General features: G+C 72.9%; 18 protein-coding genes. 10 read left to right on the top strand and 8 right to left on the bottom strand.

Translation table 11 applies throughout. The features are described 5' to 3' along the window. Positions 1-635: 635 nt before the first annotated feature. Positions 636-3,599 (bottom strand): AfsR/SARP family transcriptional regulator, encoded by a 2,964-nt coding sequence (locus HZS56_RS24425; RefSeq protein WP_216722929.1) that lies wholly within the window; start codon positions 3,597-3,599, stop codon positions 636-638. Positions 3,600-3,824: 225 nt separating this feature from the next. Here HZS56_RS24425 and HZS56_RS24420 point away from each other — a divergent pair, with 225 nt between their 5' ends. Next, positions 3,825-5,402 carry a hypothetical protein gene (locus tag HZS56_RS24420; protein ID WP_216722928.1) on the top strand — a complete coding sequence of 526 codons (1,578 nt, stop codon included), beginning with the start codon at positions 3,825-3,827 and terminating at the stop codon, positions 5,400-5,402. A gap of 14 nt (positions 5,403-5,416) precedes the next feature. Here the strand turns inward: HZS56_RS24420 and HZS56_RS24415 are convergent, their stop codons facing one another. Then, a complete protein-coding gene (locus tag HZS56_RS24415) occupies positions 5,417-5,989 on the bottom strand; it encodes a hypothetical protein (protein ID WP_216722927.1) in 573 nt (190 codons plus the stop codon). Between the two features lie 174 nt (positions 5,990-6,163). On the opposite strand from HZS56_RS24415, the gene HZS56_RS24410 reads away from it, so the two are divergent. Then, positions 6,164-6,751 (top strand): TetR/AcrR family transcriptional regulator, encoded by a 588-nt coding sequence (locus tag HZS56_RS24410; RefSeq protein ID WP_216722926.1) that lies wholly within the window; start codon positions 6,164-6,166, stop codon positions 6,749-6,751. A 45-nt stretch (positions 6,752-6,796) separates the two neighbouring features. On the opposite strand, the gene HZS56_RS24405 is transcribed toward HZS56_RS24410, so the two are convergent. Both HZS56_RS24405 and HZS56_RS24400 read right to left on the bottom strand, forming a co-directional pair. Next, a complete protein-coding gene (locus HZS56_RS24405; RefSeq protein WP_216722925.1) occupies positions 6,797-7,297 on the bottom strand; it encodes a DinB family protein in 501 nt (166 codons plus the stop codon). Between the two features lie 40 nt (positions 7,298-7,337). Beyond that, a complete protein-coding gene (locus tag HZS56_RS24400) occupies positions 7,338-8,000 on the bottom strand; it encodes an SAM-dependent methyltransferase (RefSeq protein WP_216722924.1) in 663 nt (220 codons plus the stop codon). A 107-nt stretch (positions 8,001-8,107) separates the two neighbouring features. Between HZS56_RS24400 and HZS56_RS24395 the strand changes: the two genes are divergently transcribed. The 7 genes from HZS56_RS24395 to HZS56_RS24365 all read left to right on the top strand — a co-directional run bounded on the left by HZS56_RS24395 (position 8,108) and on the right by HZS56_RS24365 (position 15,759). Beyond that, the gene (locus HZS56_RS24395; protein ID WP_216722923.1) at positions 8,108-8,680 is read left to right on the top strand and encodes a helix-turn-helix domain-containing protein; all 573 of its coding nucleotides are present in this window, start codon (positions 8,108-8,110) and stop codon (positions 8,678-8,680) included. A gap of 243 nt (positions 8,681-8,923) precedes the next feature. Next, positions 8,924-10,234 (top strand): DUF4190 domain-containing protein, encoded by a 1,311-nt coding sequence (locus HZS56_RS24390; RefSeq protein WP_216722922.1) that lies wholly within the window; start codon positions 8,924-8,926, stop codon positions 10,232-10,234. 161 nt (positions 10,235-10,395) lie between these two features. Further along, entirely contained in the window at positions 10,396-11,148 is a 753-nt protein-coding gene (locus HZS56_RS24385; protein WP_216722921.1) for a GntR family transcriptional regulator, read from the top strand. Between the two features lie 375 nt (positions 11,149-11,523). Next, the gene (locus HZS56_RS24380) at positions 11,524-11,709 is read left to right on the top strand and encodes an SPOR domain-containing protein (RefSeq protein WP_216722920.1); all 186 of its coding nucleotides are present in this window, start codon (positions 11,524-11,526) and stop codon (positions 11,707-11,709) included. A 153-nt stretch (positions 11,710-11,862) separates the two neighbouring features. Further along, positions 11,863-12,297, top strand: coding sequence for a (deoxy)nucleoside triphosphate pyrophosphohydrolase (locus tag HZS56_RS24375; protein WP_216722919.1), 435 nt, complete (start codon positions 11,863-11,865; stop codon positions 12,295-12,297). 59 nt (positions 12,298-12,356) lie between these two features. Next, positions 12,357-12,773: an ATP-binding protein gene (locus HZS56_RS24370; RefSeq protein WP_374201201.1), complete on the top strand. Its 417-nt coding sequence runs from the start codon at positions 12,357-12,359 to the stop codon at positions 12,771-12,773. A 292-nt stretch (positions 12,774-13,065) separates the two neighbouring features. Next, the gene (locus HZS56_RS24365; protein ID WP_216722917.1) at positions 13,066-15,759 is read left to right on the top strand and encodes a SpoIIE family protein phosphatase; all 2,694 of its coding nucleotides are present in this window, start codon (positions 13,066-13,068) and stop codon (positions 15,757-15,759) included. On the opposite strand, the gene HZS56_RS24360 is transcribed toward HZS56_RS24365, so the two are convergent. Continuing rightward, the gene (locus HZS56_RS24360; protein WP_216722916.1) at positions 15,746-15,889 is read right to left on the bottom strand and encodes a hypothetical protein; all 144 of its coding nucleotides are present in this window, start codon (positions 15,887-15,889) and stop codon (positions 15,746-15,748) included. The genes HZS56_RS24365 and HZS56_RS24360 overlap by 14 nt on opposite strands. A 123-nt stretch (positions 15,890-16,012) precedes the next feature. Between HZS56_RS24360 and HZS56_RS24355 the strand changes: the two genes are divergently transcribed. Continuing rightward, on the top strand, positions 16,013-17,248 hold the full coding sequence (locus tag HZS56_RS24355; RefSeq protein ID WP_216722915.1) for a glycoside hydrolase family 18 protein: 1,236 nt from the start codon (positions 16,013-16,015) through the stop codon (positions 17,246-17,248). Here the strand turns inward: HZS56_RS24355 and HZS56_RS24350 are convergent. The 3 genes from HZS56_RS24350 to sdhC are packed head-to-tail and all read right to left on the bottom strand — an operon-like array spanning position 17,245 to position 20,851. Continuing rightward, positions 17,245-18,042, bottom strand: a complete 798-nt coding sequence (locus HZS56_RS24350; protein WP_216722914.1) for a succinate dehydrogenase/fumarate reductase iron-sulfur subunit — start codon at positions 18,040-18,042, stop codon at positions 17,245-17,247. The genes HZS56_RS24355 and HZS56_RS24350 overlap by 4 nt on opposite strands. Further along, positions 18,039-20,015, bottom strand: a complete 1,977-nt coding sequence (locus tag HZS56_RS24345) for a fumarate reductase/succinate dehydrogenase flavoprotein subunit (protein ID WP_216722913.1) — start codon at positions 20,013-20,015, stop codon at positions 18,039-18,041. The genes HZS56_RS24350 and HZS56_RS24345 overlap by 4 nt, the downstream gene beginning before the upstream one ends. After that, on the bottom strand, positions 20,015-20,851 hold the full coding sequence (gene sdhC / locus HZS56_RS24340) for a succinate dehydrogenase subunit SdhC (RefSeq protein WP_216722912.1): 837 nt from the start codon (positions 20,849-20,851) through the stop codon (positions 20,015-20,017). The genes HZS56_RS24345 and sdhC overlap by 1 nt, the downstream gene beginning before the upstream one ends. Between the last annotated feature and the right edge of the window lie 66 nt (positions 20,852-20,917).

The following is a 20,917-nucleotide window of genomic DNA, read 5'->3' as shown; positions in this document are numbered from 1 at the left end:
CAGGTGGCGCTCCGTGAGCGGTGGCAGAACCCCTTGCAGGTCGCAGCCGATCGGCACGCCGCGCTTGTGCGTGTCCAGCAGCCCCCAGCCACTCGGCAGCAAGGCCTGCCCTCCTACGGAGACCAGCCACCCACAGCAGCCGCACCTGGCGCGCCCACGATCCCGGCCTATGCGCCCCTGCCCGCGGTCAGTCCGGTGCTGAGCCAGGCAGGTGCCCATCTGCAGGAAACGGCACGGCCCTCGTCCGGTGCGGCCGACCCGTCCCGTGGAGGGGCCGCCCAGGGACAGAGCAGTGCTGGGACTTGGAGCACGTGGCAGGACATGCAGGGGCGGCAGTTGCAGGGCCGGCAGACCGGGCGTGGCGGTCCTGGCGGCAGTGGCGGGAAGTGAGCCGTCCGTCCTCGGGGTGGTCGCTGCCGAACCGGGGGCCCGGGATCACCGTTCCACCAGAGTGAGTCCCCAGGGGGCGTCGGCTGTTGAGGCCGGCGCCCCCGAACGCTGTTCGCGGCGGGACGAATCTCCGGCGGAAAGTTGAACCGGGCTCACCTGTCGCCCGTTGTACGGGATGCTCGGCCGTTTCCAGCCCCACGCCGGAGCGGTCGGGCACCTGTTTCTGTTCGGAGGGAGGGGGCAGGTCACGCCAGGCGGTCGAGGCGCTCCTGGATCTTCTCGGCGTCCGCGTGGTCGCAGTCCGAGAGGATCTCCAGAGCCTCGAGCCAGGTGCTGCGCGCCGCTTCGGGGTCCTCATGCATCTGTGCGTCACCGAGGTTGCCCAGCGTGTAGCCCTCTCCCCATCGGTTCCCGACCTCTCGATGGGTTGTGAGTGCCTGGTGATAGAGACTGACCGCGTCGTCGTAACGGTGAAGGCGCCGGTACACCGTGCCGAGCATGTCGAGGGCGACGCCTTCGACCCAGCGGTTGTCATGCTTGCGCAGGAAGGTCAGGGCCTGCTCCAGGCAGGTGACGGCCTCGTCCAGTCTGCCGAGCCGCCGGTAGGCGTCGCCCAGATTGGCCAGCCCGATGCCCTGGCTCCAGGCGTCGTCCTGGTCCCGGGCGATGGCCAGTGCCCGGAGGGTGTACTCGACGGAGTTGCCGGGCTGACCGGACAGCAGGTACGCGTCGCCCAGGTTGGCCACGATCGTCGACATGCCGGCGGTGTCGCCGAGTTCCTCGCAGATGGCCATGGCTTCGTGCAGGGGGCCGATCGTCTCCTCCAGCATCCCGGAGCCGCGCAGCGCCGCGGACGTGTCCACGAGCCCCTGGGCCTCGCCCCGGCGGTCGCCGGCGGCCCGGGCGGCGGCGAGCCCCGTGGTCGTGGTGTCCAGCCAGTCGTGCGTGTGGCTGCGCAGATAGAAGAACCCCCACAGGACGGCTGGAAGTCGCCACGCAATGCCCGCGTGTCCGGATCCGGCGGCCTGGTGCACCGCGTCGACCAGGTTGCCCCGCTCGGTCTCGCACCACTCCAGCGCCTCCTCCCGCGTGGTGAACTCCAGCGGCCGGCAGCCGGCGGGCGGCGCCTGCGCGGGGATCCGGGGCCGGTTCGGAGTGATGTGCGGGTAGGCGGCGTCGGCGGTGTGCAGGTACCACGCAAGCAGCCGCCCGACCGCCTCGTCCCGCTCCCGTTCCGTGTCCTCGGTCCCGGCCAGCTCCCCGGCGTAGTCGCGCAGCAGGTCGTGCAGGACGTAGCGGCCCGGGAAGTGCTCCGTCAGCAGGTGGGCGCGGGTGAGTTCGGCGAGCACCGCGCGGATCTCGCGCAACGGCACCCCGGCGAGCGCCGCCACGGCGGGTGCCGAGATGTCGGACCCGGAGTGCAGGCCCAGCAGCCGGAACAGACGCGCGGCCGGTGCGGGCAGCGCCCGGTACGACCAGGAGAAGACCGCCCGTACGTCGGTGGCGCTGTCGTCGCCCCCGGCGAAGGCGTCGAGGCTGCTGTGGTTGTCCCGCACCTCCTCGGCCATCACACTGAGCGGGAATCCCGGCCGGGCGGCCGCGTGCGCGGCGACGATGGCCAGCGCGAGGGGCAGCCGGCCGCACCGCGTGATGATCTCGCCGGCCGCCCTGGGCTCCGCCGTCAGCCGTTCGTCGCCCAGGCGCGCGGCCAGCACGTCGAACGCCTCGACGGGCGTCATCTGGTCCAGGGTCAGCGGATGGGCTCCCTCGCTCGCGGTCAGGCCGGCCAGGTGGTTGCGGCTGGTGACGATGACCAGGGAGCCGGCAGATCCCGGCAGCAGGGGACGCACCTGTTCGGAGTCGCGGGCGTTGTCGAGCAGGAGCAGTACCCGGCGCCGCGCGAGCGTACTGCGGTAGAGCGAGACCTGGGCGTCGAAGTCCGACGGGATCCGCGCCGGGGACACCCCGAGCGCGTCCAGGAGGATGCGCAGGGCTTCCTCGGGTGCCATGACCGGCCGGTTCGGGTCGAAGCCGCGCAGGCTGACGTAGAGCTGACCGTCGGGGAAGCGGTCGGCGACCTCGTGGGCCCAGTGCACGGCCAGGGCCGACTTGCCGATGCCCGCCATGCCGCCGATCGAGCTGATCACCAGGGTCGCAGGAGGACCCCCGTTGTCCGGCAGCAGCGTGCGCAGGTGGTCCAGCTGGGACTGGCGACCGACGAACGTCGGCAGGTCGGAAGGGAGTTGTGCCGGACTGGGAGGCTGCTCGGCGGGGGCGGACGCCTGGTCGGCGGGCGGGGCGGGTGCGGCCGCGGTGCCGGGCCGATGGGGCTCCGCGGCGGCGGGGTCCCCGGCCTGAGCGGGCGCGGCGGAGGGGACCGGGCCGACCGGGCCGTGGGCCGCGGCCGTGGGCGGATCGAGCGTGGGCGGATCGAGGAGGGTCCGGTCGCCCGCGAGGATGCGGTCGTGCAGGTCCCGCAGGGACGCGCCCGGTTCGATACCCAGCTCGGCCACCAGAGAGCTCCGCGCGCTGCGGTAGGCCGCCAGCGCCTCGGCCTGTCTGCCCGACCGGGACAGCGCCAGCATGAGCAGCTGGCAGAGCTGCTCACGCAGCGGGTGCTTGGCGGTCAGCGCGAGCAGCTCGGGAACAGCCGTGTCGTGACGGCCGAGTACGACGTCGATGTCCAGCCTGGTCTCCAGCGCACCGAGCCGTTGCTCGGCCAGCCGCGACTCCTCCGACTCCGCCAGTGGGCCGGGGAGTCCGGCCAGCGCCGGCCCCTGCCATGCGTCCAGCGCCTCGCGCAACAGGGCGGCGGCGTCGGCGAGGTCACCGGCCGCCTGCAGCTTCTTCGCCTGGGCGACCCGCCTTTCGAACACGGCGAGGTCCAGTGAGTCGTCCCCGACCCGGATCAGATAGCCGTCCCCGACGGAGACGAGCAGCTCGGGCAGCCGGCCCTGGGGCCCGGTTTCCAGGACCTTCCGCAGACGTGACGCGTACGTCCGGACGACGGAGACGGCAGCCTTCGGCGGCTCCTCGCCCCACACGGCATGAATGAGTTCGCCGAGGGCGACCGGTCGCCCCCGGCCGAGTAACAGTGCCGCGAGCGTGACGCGTTGCTGTGGTGACCCGAGGTCCAGCTCGTGTTCACCGCGCCACGCCCGGACCGGGCCCAGGACAGAAAAGTAAAGAGAAGGTTCAAGTTCGGTCATGGCGTTGACTCTATTGACCGACCGCTGCGCCGTATTCGCTTCGACGGAACATTCCGTTCCGCCGGAACCTCCCCGTCGTGGGCCTTTGTCGTGGTTTCACGGGGCGGGGTCGTCCTCCGATTCCGGGTGAACCGTTTCCGTGTTCTGCCCGTTGCAGTCGCGAGCCCGCGAAGGCGGGACCGACCGGGCCACGCGGCCGGAACAGTCAGGAGGGAAGGGAAACCCATGGTGCGGGACGGAGAAGAGGGCGAGCCGGGCACGGCGGGCGGGGATGCCGAATCCAGGGAGGCGTCCGAGCCGGTTTCCCACTTCGAGGTGGTCGTCTCGGGTGACGGCTCCGCCGACATCGACGGCGAGCGGGTGAGGGTGGCGGAAGGGGAGACGGTCGACACCGCGATCCTCGGACTCCTGGCCGCCTACGCCGACGGCCGGGGCGCGCCCGTGACGGCCACCGTCTCGGACCCCTCCGCGGGCTACGTGGCCGTCGTCGAAGTCTCCCCCGACGGCTCCAGCAGGCTCCTGGAACAGTACGAGAGCAAGGACCCGCCTCAGAAGCCGCGGTCCGGCGGTACCGCACCGCCGCCCTCCCCGACCGCCGCCGTCACGGCCGATGGTGACGGCGGCGGTGACAGCGACGGCGACGAAAGCGACCCCTGCGCCTACGAGGACGACGGCGACGGTCGCCGCGGCGACGGCGGCGGCGTCGTCGATGCCGACGACTACGACGACTACGACGACTACGACGATGATGACGACCGCGATGACGACCGCGATGGCGACGATGGCCACCGCGAGGGCGATGACGACGACCGCGATGACGACGACCGCGATGACGATGACGACGGCGACGATGACGACGGCGCGCCCGGGCAGTTGAGCCCGGTTCCGGTGGGCACCCGGTCCGCGCCGGTCCCGGCGGTCCCCCGTGGCGGCGTCCCGCGTCAGTCCGACGACGAGTACCGGACGACCGGAATGCTGCGGAAGCCGCTGGTCGTCGGCCCGGCGGCACTGGTCACCTCGGCCCTCGTGATCGTGCCGCTCATCATCCTCGGCAGTTCCGGTGACGGGGACCAGCAGGCCGGCGGCGCCGTCACGGACGCGAGTGCGACGCCTGCGCCGGGGGAGTGGCTCACGCCCGAGCCGACGTCGCCCAGCCCCTCTCCGGCGTCCCCCAGTTCCACGTCCGCCTCACCGACGCCCACCGCCGGGAAGTCCGGGGCGGAGAAGCCGGCGGGCGCGAAGGGCGCCCGGGCCACCGTGACCGTGACGGCACCCGCTCCGAGGAGTACCAGGACCGTCACCGCCGACGCTCCGGCGGAGACCGCCGCCTCGGCGGTCCGGCGGATCGCCAAGAAGGACCCCTCCGGCCAACACGTCTGCTACCGCGCCTTCGTGGCCGGACAGGGCTGGCAACTCCCGGTGTGCGACGGCACGGTGACCGGCACACCCGGGGGAGGCAAGGCGGTCAAGGCCCTCAACATCGCGGTGTACGGCGTCGGCGGGTCGGACGCCAACGCGTTCGTCCACTCCTCCAAGCCGACCAACGGCCGGGGAGAGTGGAAGCCGGAGTGGACGGGCGTCGTCGCCGACGGCAAGGACAACTACATCGGCAGTACGAAGGGCGGGGCACCGGACATGATCGCCTTCGCGGTCAACGTCGGGAGCGGAGGGGTCTGCCAGAACACGTACGTCCACGAGATCGGATGGGGCGAGAAGGGCTGCGCCGGCGGCCGGCCCGAAATGGTCTCCGGCGGATCCTTCGACAACGACCTGTGGCTGGAGGCCGTCAAGTTCACGGTCTGAGCCCGGCGGCTCGCTCAGCGCGCGTCCCGGGCGGCGCGCCTCAGCCGGAGGGCGGAGAGGAGGAAGAAGACGCCGCCGAGGAAGGCGTAGCCGGCGAGGCTCCCCAGGGAGGCACCGTCCTTGCCGGCCTGCGCGACGAAGGACGCGCCGGCGAGCGTCGAGATGGCACCGCTGGCGATCATCGCCCACTGGCCGCCCAGCCGGCGGCGAAGGGCGCCGACGACGAGCTGGACGAGGCCCGCGGTGACGGCCCAGGCGCCCCAGACGCGCAGGACGGCCGGGATGCCGGACGCGGCGGCGACGGCCAGGCCGACGCCGGTGAGGGTGCTGAGCGCGATGTTCGCGTACAGGCCTCGGACCGGGCCGCCGGCCTCCCGGGCGGACCGGACGTCGACGACCGCGCACGCCACGTCGAACAAGGGATAGACCACCAGCAGCGTCACGCTCACCGGGCCGAGGGAGCCGGCGGTCGTGAACAGCAGGGCCGCCCACACGGCGGCGAACGCGAAGCGCAGGAAGTACAGCTTGCTCAGGGCCGTGGTGTGGCCGGTCGGGGCGGTGGGGGCGGTGGCGACGACGGTGTCCATGGGCACGCCTTTCGAGTCGATGAGGGAGTGATTGAGGGAGTGATTGAGGGGGTGATGAAGGGGTGACGGGTGGAGCGATGAGGGAGAACGTTCGGTCTCTTTCTGTATTCAAGAAGAGTCGGCGCCCACTGTCAAGACCGAACGTTCTCCCTCGCGGCTTGCTACGGTGGACCCATGAGTCGGGACACAGGAGGAGGCGGCAGCACGTCGGCGGCGCGGTCGCGGCTGCTCACCACGGCGACCAGGATCTTCTACGCGGAGGGGATCCACTCCGTCGGCGTCGACCGGATCATCGCGGAGGCGCAGGTCACCCGCGCCACGCTGTACCGGCACTTCACCGGCAAGGAAGAGCTGGTCCTCGCCTACCTCGGCCAGGCAGACCTGGGCATCCGGGCCCAGGTCGAGGCCGCACGGGCGGGCGAGGAGTCGGCCGCCGGCCAGGTCCGCGCCGTTGCCCGCTCCATCGCCGACGGCATCCGGTCCCCGGGTTTCCGGGGCTGCGCCTTCCTCAACGCGGTGGCCGAGTACCCCGACCCGGCCCACCCGGTCCACCGTGCCGTCCTGGCGCACCGGCAGTGGTTCCTGGACACCGTCACGGAACTGCTGGCCCGGATCGGCGACGCGCCCGCCGACGGCGACGGCCGGCACGTCGTCATGCTGAGGGACGGAGCCATGGCGGCCGGCTGCCTCTTCGACCCCGAGCTGGTCTGCGAGACCTTCCTCGGCGGTGTCGAGGACGTCGTGCGCTCCCGCGAGGCCTGAGCCCCCTCCGTACCGCCGCGGGACCGACGTCGTGCTCCCGCCGGGTCAGCGTCCGGTCGAGCCGTCGATCAGTTCGCGCAGGATGTCCGCATGGCCGGCGTGGCGGCCCGTCTCCTCGATCATGTGGGTGAGGGCCCAGCGGACGCTGGGCGCGGCGCGGCCCGGCGCGGATCGGGGGAGCGGTGCGCCGAGGTCGCTGCACGTGTCGAGGACCCGGTTGGCGCCCGCGACGGCCTCCCGGTAGCGGGCGAGGACCTCCGCGACGCCGTCCTCCGGCGCCGCCCGGAACGTTGCCGGCCAACTCCGCACCTCCTCCCCGAGGAAGAGCGCGCGCTCGACGTGGACGAGGTGGTTGAGAAGCCCGAGCAGGTTCGTGCCGGACGCCACCGCGGCCGTGCGGACCTGCGGTTCGGGGGCGCCGTCGACCTTGTCGGCGATCGAGGCCCTGAGGTGGTCGAGGAAGCCGCGCAGGGTCTCGGCCTCACTGCCCCCGGTGCGCGGCGGCGGGCTGTCCCGGCGGGGGCCGCGGCGGGCGGCGACGGGCATGGTGGCCTCCTTCTCGTGGTGCGGGACGGCGTACGGTCCGTCAGTCCTCCCGGTCGACGGGGGCGACGGGGTCGACGGTGTCGACGAGGCGGACGAGCAGGACGTGGTCGACGACCTCCGCGGTGCTGCCGTCGGGGCCGGTCGCGATCCGGCGCGGTGCGTCGGCGCGCTCGGTCCGCCACGCCGCCGGGTCGAGAGCCAGGCCGTCGGCGACCTCCCGGGGCGTCGGGTGGTGGACGTCGGGGTCCTGGTTCCACGACCACGGCGCGGTCGAGCCGTGGTCGACGACCAGCAGCCGTCCGCCCGGACGCAGCGCCCGCGCGGCCGTCCGCAGGACCGCCGACCGGTCCATGTCGAAGGGGGTGTGGAAGTAGTGCGCGGTGACCAGGTCGAACCGCCCCTCGGGGAAGGAGACGCCCAGGTCGTGCCGCTGGGCGTCGACCATGTCGCCGAGCCCCTGGGCGCGGGCGCGTCCGGTGAGGCGTTCGGCCGCCACGCCGGAGATGTCCACGGCGGTGACCCGCCATCCCCGGCGGGCGAGCCACAGCGCGTCGCCGCCGGGGCCGCACCCCAGGTCCAGGGCGTCGCCGGGCGGCAGGTCGGTGACCGTCTCGACGAGCCGGGCATTGGGCTGCGGGTCGCCCGCCGGCCGGTGGGACGCGTGGAGGTCGTCCCAGAAGGTGACCGCGTCGGTGGTGTGCACAGCAACTCCGTAAGTCGTCGGGCGGCCCTGGAGGGCCCGTTGCGGTCAGTCTCGGCAGCGCCGCCCGGTGTGGCACGGAAACTTGCTGTTGTGGCAAGGTGAGCCGGATGGACGCCGGAACGGACGACGTGCTCGACGCGGTGGGCCCGCGACTGCGTGCGCTGCGCCGCGAGCGGGGCATCACCCTCGCCCACCTCTCGGCCGCGACCGGCGTGTCCGAGAGCACCCTGTCCCGGCTGGAGGGCGGGCAGCGCCGGGCCGCCCTGGAGCTGCTGCTGCCGCTCGCCCGGATCTACGACGTTCCGCTGGACGACCTCGTCGGGGCCCCGCGCACGGGCGACCCCCGGATCCACCTGAAGCCGGTACGGCGCTTCGGCATGGTCTTCGTGCCCCTGTCCCGCCGGCCGGGCGGGACCCAGGCCTTCAAAATGATCATCCCGAGGCGGCCGGCACCGCTCGAACCGACCCCGCAGACACACGAGGGCCATGAATGGCTGTACGTGCTCAGCGGCCAGCTGCGGCTGCTGGTCGGGGAACGCGATCTGACGCTGTCGCCCGGGGAGGCGGCGGAGTTCGACACGTCCCTGCCGCACTGGCTGGGCAGCGCCGACGGCGGCGCGGTCGAACTCCTCGTCCTGTTCGGCCTGCAAGGCGTGCGCGCACACGTGCGCGGCGACTGAGCGGTCGACGCGCGCCGCCGTCCCGTGTCGTTCCGCGGCCGTTCACCGCGCGGAGCGTCGTGTCCGCGATCCGCGTACCGTCGACTCGCACACCGACGCCCCGCGCACCGGCGACCCGCATACCGCCCCCGCGCCGCCCGTGCCTACCATGCGCTCAGTCGAACGCCCGGCCACCCGAGACCCCCCGGCCACCGTCCGCGGCGGCCCTCCGCGTCACCGCCCGAAAGCAGGAGCACGGTCCACGTGTCCACACCGCCGCCGCCCGGGTCCCACCAACCCCAAGGACCCCAAGGACCCCAAGGGCCCGAAGGACCCCACGGGCCGCACGCCCAGGGGCCGTACCCGCAGGGGCAGCAACCGCCGCAGGGGCCGTACCCGCCGCACCCGCATCCCTACCTGCCCCCGCAGCCGGTTCCCGGCCCCTGGGGACAGCCCTCCGGCGGCCACGGCGGCCACGGCGGGTACGGCGGCCAGGGCGGGTACGGCGGGCTCCCCGGGCAGACCGCCAGGCTCAACGGGCTCGCCGTCGCCGCGTTCGTGCTCGGTGTCCTGTGCTTCGTGCCGGCGGTGGGGCTGGTGCTCGGGCTGATCGCACTGGCGGGGATCCGGAAGCGCGGCGAGCGGGGCAAGGGGTTCGCCGTGGCCGGGTCCGTGCTGTCCGGCGTGGGGCTGGTGCTGTGGGCGGTGTTCCTCTCCACGGGCGCCGCGGGAGACTTCTGGGACGGCTTCCGGGACGCCGCGCGGGGTGAGGGCACCGCGTACGCGCTCGAGAAGGGCCAGTGCTTCACCACTCCCAGCGGTTCCCTGCAAGGCGTGACGTACGACGTCGACGAGGTGCCCTGCGGACAGGAGCACGACGGCGAGGTCTTCGCCTCCTTCACGCTGCCCGGCGGTGCCTTCCCCGGCGACACGGAGATCACCCGGGCCGCCGACGACCGGTGCTACGCGCTGCAGGACACCTACGCCATGGACCGGTGGGCGCTGCCGGGCGACGTCGACGTCTACTACCTGACACCGACCTCCGCCAGCTGGCGGACCGGCGACCGGGAGATCACCTGCCTGTTCGGGAACAGCGACGAGCGGGCCTCCCTGACCGGCTCGCTCCGCAACGACGGTGCCCGGCTCGACGAGGACCAGCACACCTACCTGCTGGCGGAGGGTCACCTCAACCGCGCCATGGACGAGATGCCCGGCGCGGCGGCCGTCGAGGACGACCTCGCGGGCTACCGGGTCTGGGCGGGACGGGTGTCGGAGGCGCTCAGGACCGAGACCACGATGCTGGACCGGCACCGCTGGCCGGGCGGCGCCGAGGGGCCCGTCACCGAACTGGTCGCGGACCTGGAGGCGGCGCGCGAGGAGTGGGGCCTGGCGGCGAAGGCCCCCGACGCCGACACCTACTACGCGCACTACGGCAAGGGCTACGACCTCCTCGCTGCCGACACCACGGTCACCGCCCGCGAGGCGCTGGGCCTGGCCACCACGCCGCCCGACTCCGAGGCGGACGGCGGCAGGGGAGACGGCGGCGGGGGAGACGACCCCGGCCTGGAGGTGTGAGGGCCGTCATGACGGGGACGCCATAGCGGGGAGAAAGTGCCTGCGTAAAGCCCTCGGGCGATACATGTCATCACATCGAGTGATTCTCTGGCCTTTGCTTGCCTGTCCCAACCTACGGTTGCCAGGCTGTTGCTGTCTGTACAACCTGATGGGAGCGGCCAGTGACATTCGGTGAGCAGCCGGCGTATCTGCGTGTCGCGGGTGATCTCCGCAAGAAGATCGCCGACGGCCTGCTGCCGCCCCACACCCGCCTGCCGTCCCAGGCGCGGATCCGCGAGGAGTACGGGGTCTCGGACACCGTCGCCCTCGAAGCGCGCAAGGTGCTGATGGCCGAGGGGCTGGTCGAGGGCCGTTCCGGTTCCGGGACCTATGTGCGCGAGCGGCCCGTGCCCCGGCGCATCGCCCGCTCCGGGTACCGGCCGGCGGGCGGTGCCACCCCGTTCCGCCAGGAGCAGGCGGACGGCGAGGCGCGCGGCACCTGGGAGTCGCGCAGCGAGCAGGCCGAGGCGAGCGGTGCCGTGGCCGAGCGGCTGGGCATCAAGCCCGGCGACCGGGTCATGTGCACGCGGTACGTCTTCCGGGAGGCCGGCGAGGCCGTGATGCTCTCCACCTCCTGGGAGCCGCTCGACCTCACCGGCCGCACCCCCGTGATGCTGCCCGAGGAGGGTCCGCTCGGGGGCATGGGCGTCGTGGAGCGCATGGCCGCCATCGACGTCGTCGTCGACAACGTCACCGAGGAGGTCGGTGCCCGCCCCGGCCTCGCGGAGGAGCTGCTCGCCCTGGGCGGCGTCCCGGGCCACGTGGTCCTGGTCATCCAGCGCACCTTCTACGCCTCGGGCCGGGCGGTCGAGACGGCCGACGTGGTCGTCCCCGCCGACCGGTACCGGGTGGCGTACCACCTGCCCGTCAAGTAGCGGCGCCGCCGGGGGACTTCGGGCTCGCCTCCGTGGTGTGAGATGGCGCACGCCTCCCGTGCGCCTCTCGCGCCCCTTCACCCTGCCCGCGGGCTCGCCCGGCATGGCCCGCTGCCATCCGGGCGGCGCCGGAATCCGGTCGTCTCCGCAGGTCGTGTCCGCCGCCCCCGCCATGCCTCCGACCGGAAGCGTTGATGCCCGCGGACGGCGCGTTCCATCCCGTGCGCCCCCTGCGTTCTGGCTGGTTGCGTACCTCTTTGTGCAAAGCCGTATTCGCTGAGTGAAGGTTGGGCGTAGGGTCGGGCATATGCGGATCGGGGTTTCCTTACCGGGTGGGGCGCGGCGCGGGCCGCGGGCGGGAAGTGGAGGGGCGCGATGAACGACAGCACGGTCACTCTTCCCTGGCTGGTCTTCCGGCAGGACGACAACGGCAATCGCTACCGCGTGGGGCGGTACGCGACCCGGGCCGAGGCCCAGAAGATCGCGGACACGCTGCACGACCGCGGGCACCAGCAGCTCTACTGGGTCGAGAGGCTCGGCGCCAAGAGCGCGGGTGACTGACCGCGGCCCACCGGACGCGGGGCGCCGAGGCCGACCGCGACCGGCCGGGCCGGCGAGGCGGCCGGGGTGTTCCGGTCCCGCGCCCGCGGCGCCCTCCGGCCGGCGGGACGGCCCGACAGCCGGGTGGCCGGACGGCCCCGTAGGCTCCGGCGCATGACCGAACGGATCGTGGTGGGCGCGGCCCTCGTCGACGGCGGGCGTCTGCTCGCCGCGCGCCGCAGCGCGCCGGCCGACCTGGCCGGACGCTGGGAACTGCCCGGAGGCAAGGTCGAGGCGGGCGAGACCCCCGAGGCGGCCCTCGTGCGCGAACTGCGCGAGGAACTGGGCGTGACGGCCGAACCCGGAGAGCGCGTCCCCGGGTGGTGGCCCCTGCGGGCGCCGTTCGTCCTGCACGTGTGGACCGCGCGCCTGCTCCCCGGCTCCGCCGCCCCCGAGCCCCTCGAGGACCACGACGCCCTGCGCTGGCTCACCCCCGACCGGATCTGGGACGTGCCCTGGCTCGACCAGGACGTACCGGCCGTCGAACGGGCGATCGCCCACCTGCGGTTCGACACGGTGTGTCCTCCCGGCGGTACCGCGCCCGAATAGGGGGTATGTGCCCATTAACCCCATGAAAGCGGACATGGGTGGGTGCGCCGACCGGGGATGTGAGCGGCGTGGACGACAGCGAGGGCGGCTGTGCCGAGTGGGTCTTTCCCGCGGCGCCGGACGTCGTGCGCACCGCCCGTTCACTGGTGCGCCGCACGCTGTCCGAGTGGCGGCTCGACGGCGTCGGTGACATCGCAGCCCTGCTGGTCAGCGAGTTGGTGACCAACGCCCTGCGGCACGCCGACGGACCCATCGGCGTCCGCCTGGTACGTGGCCCCGGCGGGGCGGCCGGGGTCCTGCTCGTGGAGGTCTCCGACCCGCTGCCGGACCCGCCCCGGGAGCGGGTGGCCCGTCCCGACGACGAGGACGGCCGGGGGCTGCAGTTGGTGGCGGCGGCCGCACGCCGCTGGGGGACCCGGTCCGGCGGCACGGGCAAGACGGTGTGGTTCGAACTCGCCGTGCCGCACCGGCCCTGACCCGCCGTCGCCACCGTGCCGGGACGCTCCGCCGCAGCCCCGTCGACGCGCCCGCGACACCCCGCTGCCGGGCGCCGTCGGGTTCCGGCCGACGGCAGTTGTGCAACTCCGTGATTCGATGCCGTGTCCGCTGGTTAGAAGACTGGTTGTGTTGTCACGGTCCGGGCCGAAAACATCGGGACCGTGATGTGATCGTGAACACCGTGTCGTGCGGCGCCGTAGTGCTGGATACTGCGGGCAGCCGCCTCCGGTGACCGGTGCCGGATGCGGTGAGCTGGAGGGGACGGTTCGCGTGAGCGAGATACCAGCGAGGGCCAAGGAGTCCACGGAGTCCAAGGGGTCCACGGGGTCCATGGAGTCCGGGAGGCCGTCGCACGGCGCGCCACTCGGTGACGCGGTGTGGCAGAGCAGCCCGCCCGGGTCCATCTACGACTACATCAAGGTCGCGTCCTTCTCCATCGGCCCCGACGGCCTCGTCGACCAGTGGAGCCTGCGCGCGGAGCAACTGCTCGGCATCCCCGCCGAACACGCCGTCGGCACCGACCCCATCGACGCCTTCGTCGACCCCGACCTGCGCGAGCGCGGCCAACGGAAGATGGCCGAAATCCTCGACGGCCGGGAATGGACCGGCGTGGTCCCCTTCCGCGTACCGGACCCCTCAGGCGGCGAACCGGGCCGGAGCGACGAACGCGGAGGGGAGCAGGCCGGAGGACGCGGAGACGAGCAGGGCACCGGGCGCGGACACGTGCGGGGGCGCGGGCGGCGCGGGCTCGCCGAGGTGTACGTCATGCCGACCCGCACCGAGGACGGGGAGAAGGCCGCCGTCTGCATCGTCGTCGACGTACGGGTCCTGCGCAGCATCGAGACCGACCTCGCCGCCTCGCAGGCCATTTTCGGCCAGTCCCCGTTCGGCTTCCTGCTGATCGACCCCGACCTGCGGGTGCGCCGCGCCAACCAGCGGTTCGCCGCCACCTTCGGCGGCACACCCGACACCCACCGCGGCAAGGGCGTCCACGACTACCTGCCGCGCGCCGAGGCCGACCGGGTCTCGGCGACCCTGCGCCGGGTCCTGGAGACCGGCAACTCCATCACCGACATGCACGTCACGGGCTTCGTGCCGGGATCGGAGGGACGCCGGCACTGGTCCGTCAACCTCTACCGGGTGCACAGCGGTTCCGGCCGGCCCATCGGCGTCGCCTGGCTGGCGACCGACATCACCTCCCGCCGCCAGGCCGCCCGCGAGGCGGCTGCCGCCCGGCGCAACCTCGCCCTGCTCAACGAGGCCGGCGCCCGCATCGGCAACTCCCTCGACCTGGAGACCACCGCCCGCGAACTCCTCGACGTCGCCGTCCCCGGCTTCTGCGACCTGGCCACCGTCGACCTCTACCAGGGCCTGCTGGCCGGCGACGAGACCCCGCCCGGCCTCGCCGACGGCAGCGCGGAACTGCGCCGCGTCGCCTTCTCCAGCGCCGTCTCCGACGCCCCGTTCCTCGGCACCGGCGAGCGGGTCAAGCTCGGCGCCGTCCACCACTACCCGTTCAACTCGCCCTGCGCCGACGCCCTGCGCACCGCCCGCCCGCGCAGCGTGCCCGCGGAGGAGGGCGGCCTCGTGCAGTCCACCCTCGCCGTGCCGATGGTCGCGCACGACACGGTCGTGGGACTCGCCCAGTTCGCCCGGACCAAGGGCAGCGAGCCCTTCGGCGACCGCGACCGGGACCTCGCCGTGGAGCTGGCCGCTCGCGCCGCCGTCTGCATCGACAACGCCCGCCTCTACCGGCGCGAGCACGAACGCGCGCTGATCCTGCAGCGCTCCCTGCTCCCGCCCGGCGACCCCGAGGCGTCCGGCCTCGACATCGCCTGCCGCTACCTGCCCGGCAACGCCGCCACCGGCCGGGCCAGCGAGGTCGGCGGCGACTGGTTCGACGTGATCGAACTCCCCGGCCACCGCACCGCCCTGGTCGTCGGCGACGTCATGGGCCGCGGTCTGCGCGCCGCGGTCGCGATGGGCGAACTGCGCACCGCCGTACGCACCCTGGCCCAGCTCGACCTCGAACCGGCCGAGGTGCTCGCCCAGCTGGACGAGATCGCCCGCGGCCTCGGCGCACCCTCGGGCGTCCAGCAGGCCACCCGGGCCGCGCGCCGCCCCCGCGAGGCCGACCTCTCCGAGGTCTACCTGGCGACCTGCGTGTACGCCGTCTACGACTCGGTGACCAGGCGCTGCACCTTCGCCAACGCGGGCCACCTGCCGCCCGTCCTGGTCGAGCCCGGAGAGACCGCGCTGATGCTGGACGTACCGCCCGGCCTGCCGCTCGGCGTCGGCGGGGAGCCCTTCGAGGAGGTGGAGGTCGAACTGCCCGAGGGCGCCCTGCTCGCCCTCTACACCGACGGACTGGTCGAGAGCCGCGACCACCCCCTCGACGAGGGGCTCCAGGCCTTCGTGGGCGCCCTGACCGACCCGGCGCAGCCGCTGGAGGACGTCTGCGACCATGTCCTCAACACCCTGGACAGCCACCACGGCGAGGACGACATCGCGCTGCTCATGGCCCGCGTCCAGGGCCTGCCCAGCGACTCGGTCGGCGACTGGACCCTGCCCCGCGAGCCGCGCAGCGTCGGCCGGGCCCGCGAGCTGGCCCGCGCCAAGCTGCTCGACTGGGACATGGAACCGCTGGTCGACACGACGGAGCTGCTCGTCAGCGAACTCGTCACCAACGCGCTGCGCTACGGCGAGGGCGAGATCAGGCTCCGCCTCCTCCTCGACCGCACCCTGGTCTGCGAGGTCTGGGACTCCGGCCTGGTCCAGCCTCGCAGGCGCCGCGCCCGCGACACCGACGAGGGCGGCCGCGGCCTGCAACTGGTCGGCCTGCTCAGCGCGGCCTGGGGTTCGCGCCGTACGCCGCGCGGCAAGACCGTCTGGTTCGAACTGCCCCTGCCGGGCGCCGACACCCAGCTGACCGACCCGGCGGAGGCCCTGCTCAGCCTCTTCTGACGCCTCCCGCGGCCCGCCCCGGAGTCGTCCGGCTCCGGGCCCGCCGGACGCGGCGTACGTGGCCGTACCCGGCCAGCAGCAGGACCGCCCCGGCCGTGACCAGGGGCGGCACCAGGTCGACGGAGATCATCGCCACGCACCCCCGACCGCAACCGGAACACCGGTTCGAGTCGTCCCTGCCGGCACCACGCTCGGAGCGTATGCGCGGCGACCGGCCACCGCGACCGGAGCCGGCCCACAGGGAGGGGACACCGTGGACCACACGGAACCGAGAACCACGGAACCGAGAACCACGGAACCGAGCACCACCGAACCGACAGACACCGAACCGAGCACCACCGAACCGTCGGCCGCCGACGGCGACCAGCCCCCACCGGGGCCACCCGCACTTGACGACGAAAGCCGCACGGGTGGCGCGGGTGGGAACCCGGACGCCGAAGGCGAAGCCGAGGCCGAGGCCACCCCACGAACAGAAACCCGCACCCGCACCCGCGTCCGCATCCGCAGAACCGCCCTCGCCGTCCTCCTCGTCCTGCTCCTCCCCCTCCTCACCGCCGAGACCGCCCTGCGCGTCAACTACACCGGCGACCCCGCCGAAGGCACCCGCACCCGCAACCGCGACGCGATCTGGCTCGGCCACGCCTGGGTCGACGGCCGCAAGAAGGACGCGGACCTCACCGCGCTGGCCCGGAGCCTGAAGACCACCGGCATCCGCGACCTCTACGTCCACACCGGCCCCATGGAGCACGACGGCACCCTGCCCGAGGGCCTGTACCCCAAGGCCCGCTGGTTCGTCGACGGCGTGCACCGCGAGTTGCCCGGCGTCCGCGTCCAGGCGTTCCTCGGCGACGTCCTCGCCACCGAGAGCCCCGACGGCATGCGTCTGGAGAAGGCCGCCACCCGCGCCGCCGTCGTCGGCTCGGCCCGCCAGGTCCTGGACGTCGGCTACGACGGCGTCCACCTCGACCTGGAGCCGCTGCACTCGGGCGACGGGAACTACCTCTCCCTCCTGGACGACGTCCGCGCCGTCACCCGCGCCCGGGGCGCGCAACTGTCCGTCGCCGCCCACCAGATCGACCCGCTCCCGGGCTTCCACTCCTTCTGGGGCACGGTCGCCGGACACCCCAAGTGGTGGTCGCAGGAGTTCTTCGGCCGGGTCGCCCGCCGCGTCGACCAGATCGCCGTCATGTCGTACGACACGATGCAGCCGCTGGAGAGCCTGTACGGCGGTTACGTCGCCCAGCAGACCTCGCTGGCCCTGGAGGTCACCCCGCCCACGACCCACCTGCTGATGGGGCTGCCCTTCTACCACGAGAACCGCTTCGGCCACTGGGCGCACGCCGAGACCGTCGCCGCCGCCGTCCGAGGCGTCCGGCTCGGACTGTCCCGTACGGACGCCGACCGCGAGAGGTTCGGCGTCGCCGCGTACATCGACTTCGCGGCGACGGACGAGGACTGGGCGTCGTACCGGGACGACTGGGTCGGCTAGGAACGGTCCCGGCCCCGGTCCCCGTCACGAGTCCGGCGGCCGATCTTCGAGCCCAGCCACACCAGCGGGTCGTACTTTCGGTCGACGGCCCGCTCCTTCAGCGGGATCAGCGCGTTGTCCGTGATGCGGATGCCCTCGGGGCACACCTCCGTGCAGCACTTGGTGATGTTGCAGTAGCCGAGGCCGTGCTCGTCCTGGGCCGTGCGGCCGCGGTCCAGGCCGGTGTCCTCGGCCGCGTCCAGCGGGTGCATGTCCAGCTCGGCCACCCGCATCAGGAAGCGCGGGCCCGCGAAGGCCGGCTTGTTCTCCTCGTGGTCGCGCACCACGTGGCAGGTGTCCTGGCACAGGAAGCACTCGATGCACTTGCGGAACTCCTGCGAGCGGTCCACGTCCTCCTGCATCATCCGGTACTCGCCCGGTCCCAGCTCCGCGGGCGGCACGAAGGCCGGGACCTCGCGCGCCTTGGTGTAGTTGAAGCCGACGTCCGTCACCAGGTCCCGGATCACCGGGAAGGCGCGCAGCGGCGTGACGGTGATCGTCTCCTCGCGGGTGAAGACGGACATGCGGGTCATGCACAGCAGCCGGGGACGCCCGTTGATCTCCGCCGAGCACGAGCCGCACTTGCCGGCCTTGCAGTTCCAGCGCACGGCGAGATCGGGGGCCTGGGTGGCCTGGAGGCGGTGGATGATGTCGAGGACCACCTCGCCCTCGTTGACCTCGACCGTGAAGTCCTCGAGGCCACCGCCCTCCACGTCACCGCGCCACACCCTGAAGCGGGCCTCGTAGCCGCTCATCCGCCCAGGCCCTCCAGTTCGTCGTCGCCGAGGTACTTCACCAGCTCCTCCTTGTCGAAGAGGGCGAGCAGGTCGGGCCGGATCGGCTCGGTGGTCTGCCGCTCGAGCGAGATCCGCCCGCGCTTCGGGTCCGTCGCCGCCAGTTCGCCCGCCGGGTCGGCCAGCGAGCACAGCAGGTTGGCCCGGCGCCAGCGCCGGTCCATCGACGGGTGGTCCTCGCGGGTGTGACCGCCGCGCGACTCGGTGCGCTCCAGCGCCGCCCGCGCCACGCACTCGCTGACCAGCAGCATGTTCCGCAGGTCCAGGGCGAGGTGCCAGCCGGGGTTGAACTGCCGGTGCCCCTCCACTCCGGCCCGGCGGGCGCGCACCCGCAGCTCGGCCAGCCGCTCCAGGGCCTGCTCCATCTCCGGCGCGCGGCGGATGATGCCGACCAGGTCGTTCATGGTCTGCTGCAGTTCCTGGTGGAGGGAGTACGGGTTCTCCGGCGGGCCCTCGTCGGGCTCGTGGGTCTCGGCGGAGAACGGCCGCAGCGCCTCCGCGGCGGCCGCGTCGACCTGGGCGTCGTCGACCGGGACGCGGACCCCGTCGCCCCTGTCGCCCCCGTCGTCCGCGCCGCCCGGTCGTGCCGCCGCGTACTCGGCCGCGTACCGGCCCGCCCGGCGCCCGAACACCAGCAGGTCGGACAGGGAGTTGCCGCCCAGCCGGTTGGAGCCGTGCATGCCGCCGGCCACCTCACCGGCCGCGTACAGCCCCGGCACCCCGCGCGCCGCGGCCGTGTCGGAGTCGACGGCGATGCCGCCCATCACGTAGTGGCAGGTCGGTCCGACCTCCATGGCCTCCGACGTGATGTCGACGTCGGCCAGCTCCTTGAACTGGTGGTACATGGAGGGCAGCCGGCGCCTGATCACCTCCGCGGGCATCCGGGTCGACACGTCGAGGAAGACGCCGCCGTGCGGTGAGCCCCGGCCCTCCTTCACCTCGGCGTTGATCGCGCGGGCCACCTCGTCGCGGGGGAGGAGTTCGGGCGGGCGCCGGTTGTGGTCCGGGTCGTCGTACCAGCGGTCGCCCTCGGCCTCGGACTCGGCGTACTTCTCCTTGAAGACGTCGGGGACGTAGTCGAACATGAACCGCTTGCCCTCGGAGTTCCTGAGCACCCCGCCGTCGCCGCGCACCGACTCGGTGACGAGGATGCCCTTGACCGACGGCGGCCAGACCATGCCCGTCGGGTGGAACTGCACGAACTCCATGTTCAGCAGCGGCGCCCCGGCCAGCAGCGCCAGGGCGTGGCCGTCGCCGGTGTACTCCCACGAGTTGGACGTCACCTTGAAGGACTTGCCGATGCCGCCCGTGGCGATCACCACGGAGGGTGCCTGGAGGACGAAGAAGCGGCCGCTCTCGCGCTCGTAGCCGAAGACGCCCGAGACGCTGCGGCCGTCCTTGAGGACGCGGGTGACCGTGCACTCCTGGAAGACCTTCAGGCGGGACTCGTGGTCGCCGGTCTCGCGGAAGTCCTCCTGCTGGAGCGAGACGATCTTCTGCTGGAGGGTGCGGATCAGCTCCAGGCCCGTGCGGTCGCCGACGTGGGCGAGGCGCGGGTACTCGTGGCCGCCGAAGTTGCGCTGCGAGATCCGGCCGTCCTGCGTCCGGTCGAACAGCGCTCCCCAGGTCTCCAGCTCCCACACCCGCTGCGGCGCCTCCTGGGCGTGCAGCTCGGCCATCCGCCACTGGTTGAGGAACTTGCCGCCGCGCAGGGTGTCGCGGAAGTGGACCTGCCAGTTGTCGCCGGAGTTGACGTTGCCCATGGCGGCGGCGATGCCGCCCTCGGCCATCACGGTGTGCGCCTTGCCGAACAGCGACTTGCAGATCACGGCCGTACGGGCGCCGCGTTCGCGGGCCTCGATCGCGGCGCGCAGCCCGGCGCCGCCCGCGCCCACCACGACGACGTCCCAATCCTGCCGGTCGACCACGGACATCAGAACAACCTCGGATCGTCGAAGACACCGGACGCGACCAGATACACGTAGAAGTCGGCGAGCGCCACGCTGACCAGGGACGCCCAGGCGAGCTGCATGTGCCGGGCGTTGAGCCGGCCGACCAGCTGCCACGCCCGGTAGCGCACGGGATGCCGGGAGAAGTGCTTGAGCTTGCCGCCGACGATGTGCCGGCAGGAGTGGCAGGAAAGGGTGTACGCCCAGATGAGCGCGATGTTGGCGAGGAAGACCAGCGTGCCGAGCCCCATGTGGCCCCAGGCGTAGTGCTCGTCGCGGAAGGCGAGCACGGTGTCGTAGGTCAGGACGACCGCGACCAGGAGCGCCGCGCAGAAGAAGTACCGGTGGATGTTCTGCAGGACCAGCGGGAAGCGGGTCTCGCCGGTGTACTTCTTGTGCGGCTCGGCCACCGCGCAGGCCGGCGGGGACGCCCAGAAGCCCCGGTAGTAGGCCTTGCGGTAGTAGTAGCAGGTCAGGCGGAAGCCGAGCGGGAAGATCAGGATGATGATCGCGGGGGAGACGCCCCACCAGGAGCCGAGGAGTTCCCAGTTGGGCCCCGAGCGCATCGGCGCGCAGTTCTCCGCCAGACAGGGGGAGTAGAAGGGCGAGACGTAGGGGGCCGCGTAGTAGTCGGCGTTCGCGAAGGCCCGCCAGGTCGAGTAGACGACGAAGGCCAGCAGGCCCGCCGCGGTGGCGGCCGGTGCCAGCCACCAGCGGTCGGTGCGCAGGTGCGGGGCGCGGATGGCGGCGCGCGTCCGGGTGTGGACGCCCCCGCCCCGGGGATGGTCTTCGGTAGCTGGCGGTTCCGTACCAGTGGCCACTGGGCGACTCCGGTCGGTCGGGTCGGGTTGAGGACCTGTCTCGTCTCCCCGGGACGGGGCCTGGGA

This window comes from Streptomyces mayonensis (assembly GCF_018982965.1).
Classification (GTDB): Bacteria; Actinomycetota; Actinomycetes; order Streptomycetales; family Streptomycetaceae; genus Streptomyces; species Streptomyces mayonensis.
This window is presented reverse-complemented; position numbering and strand designations above follow the sequence as displayed.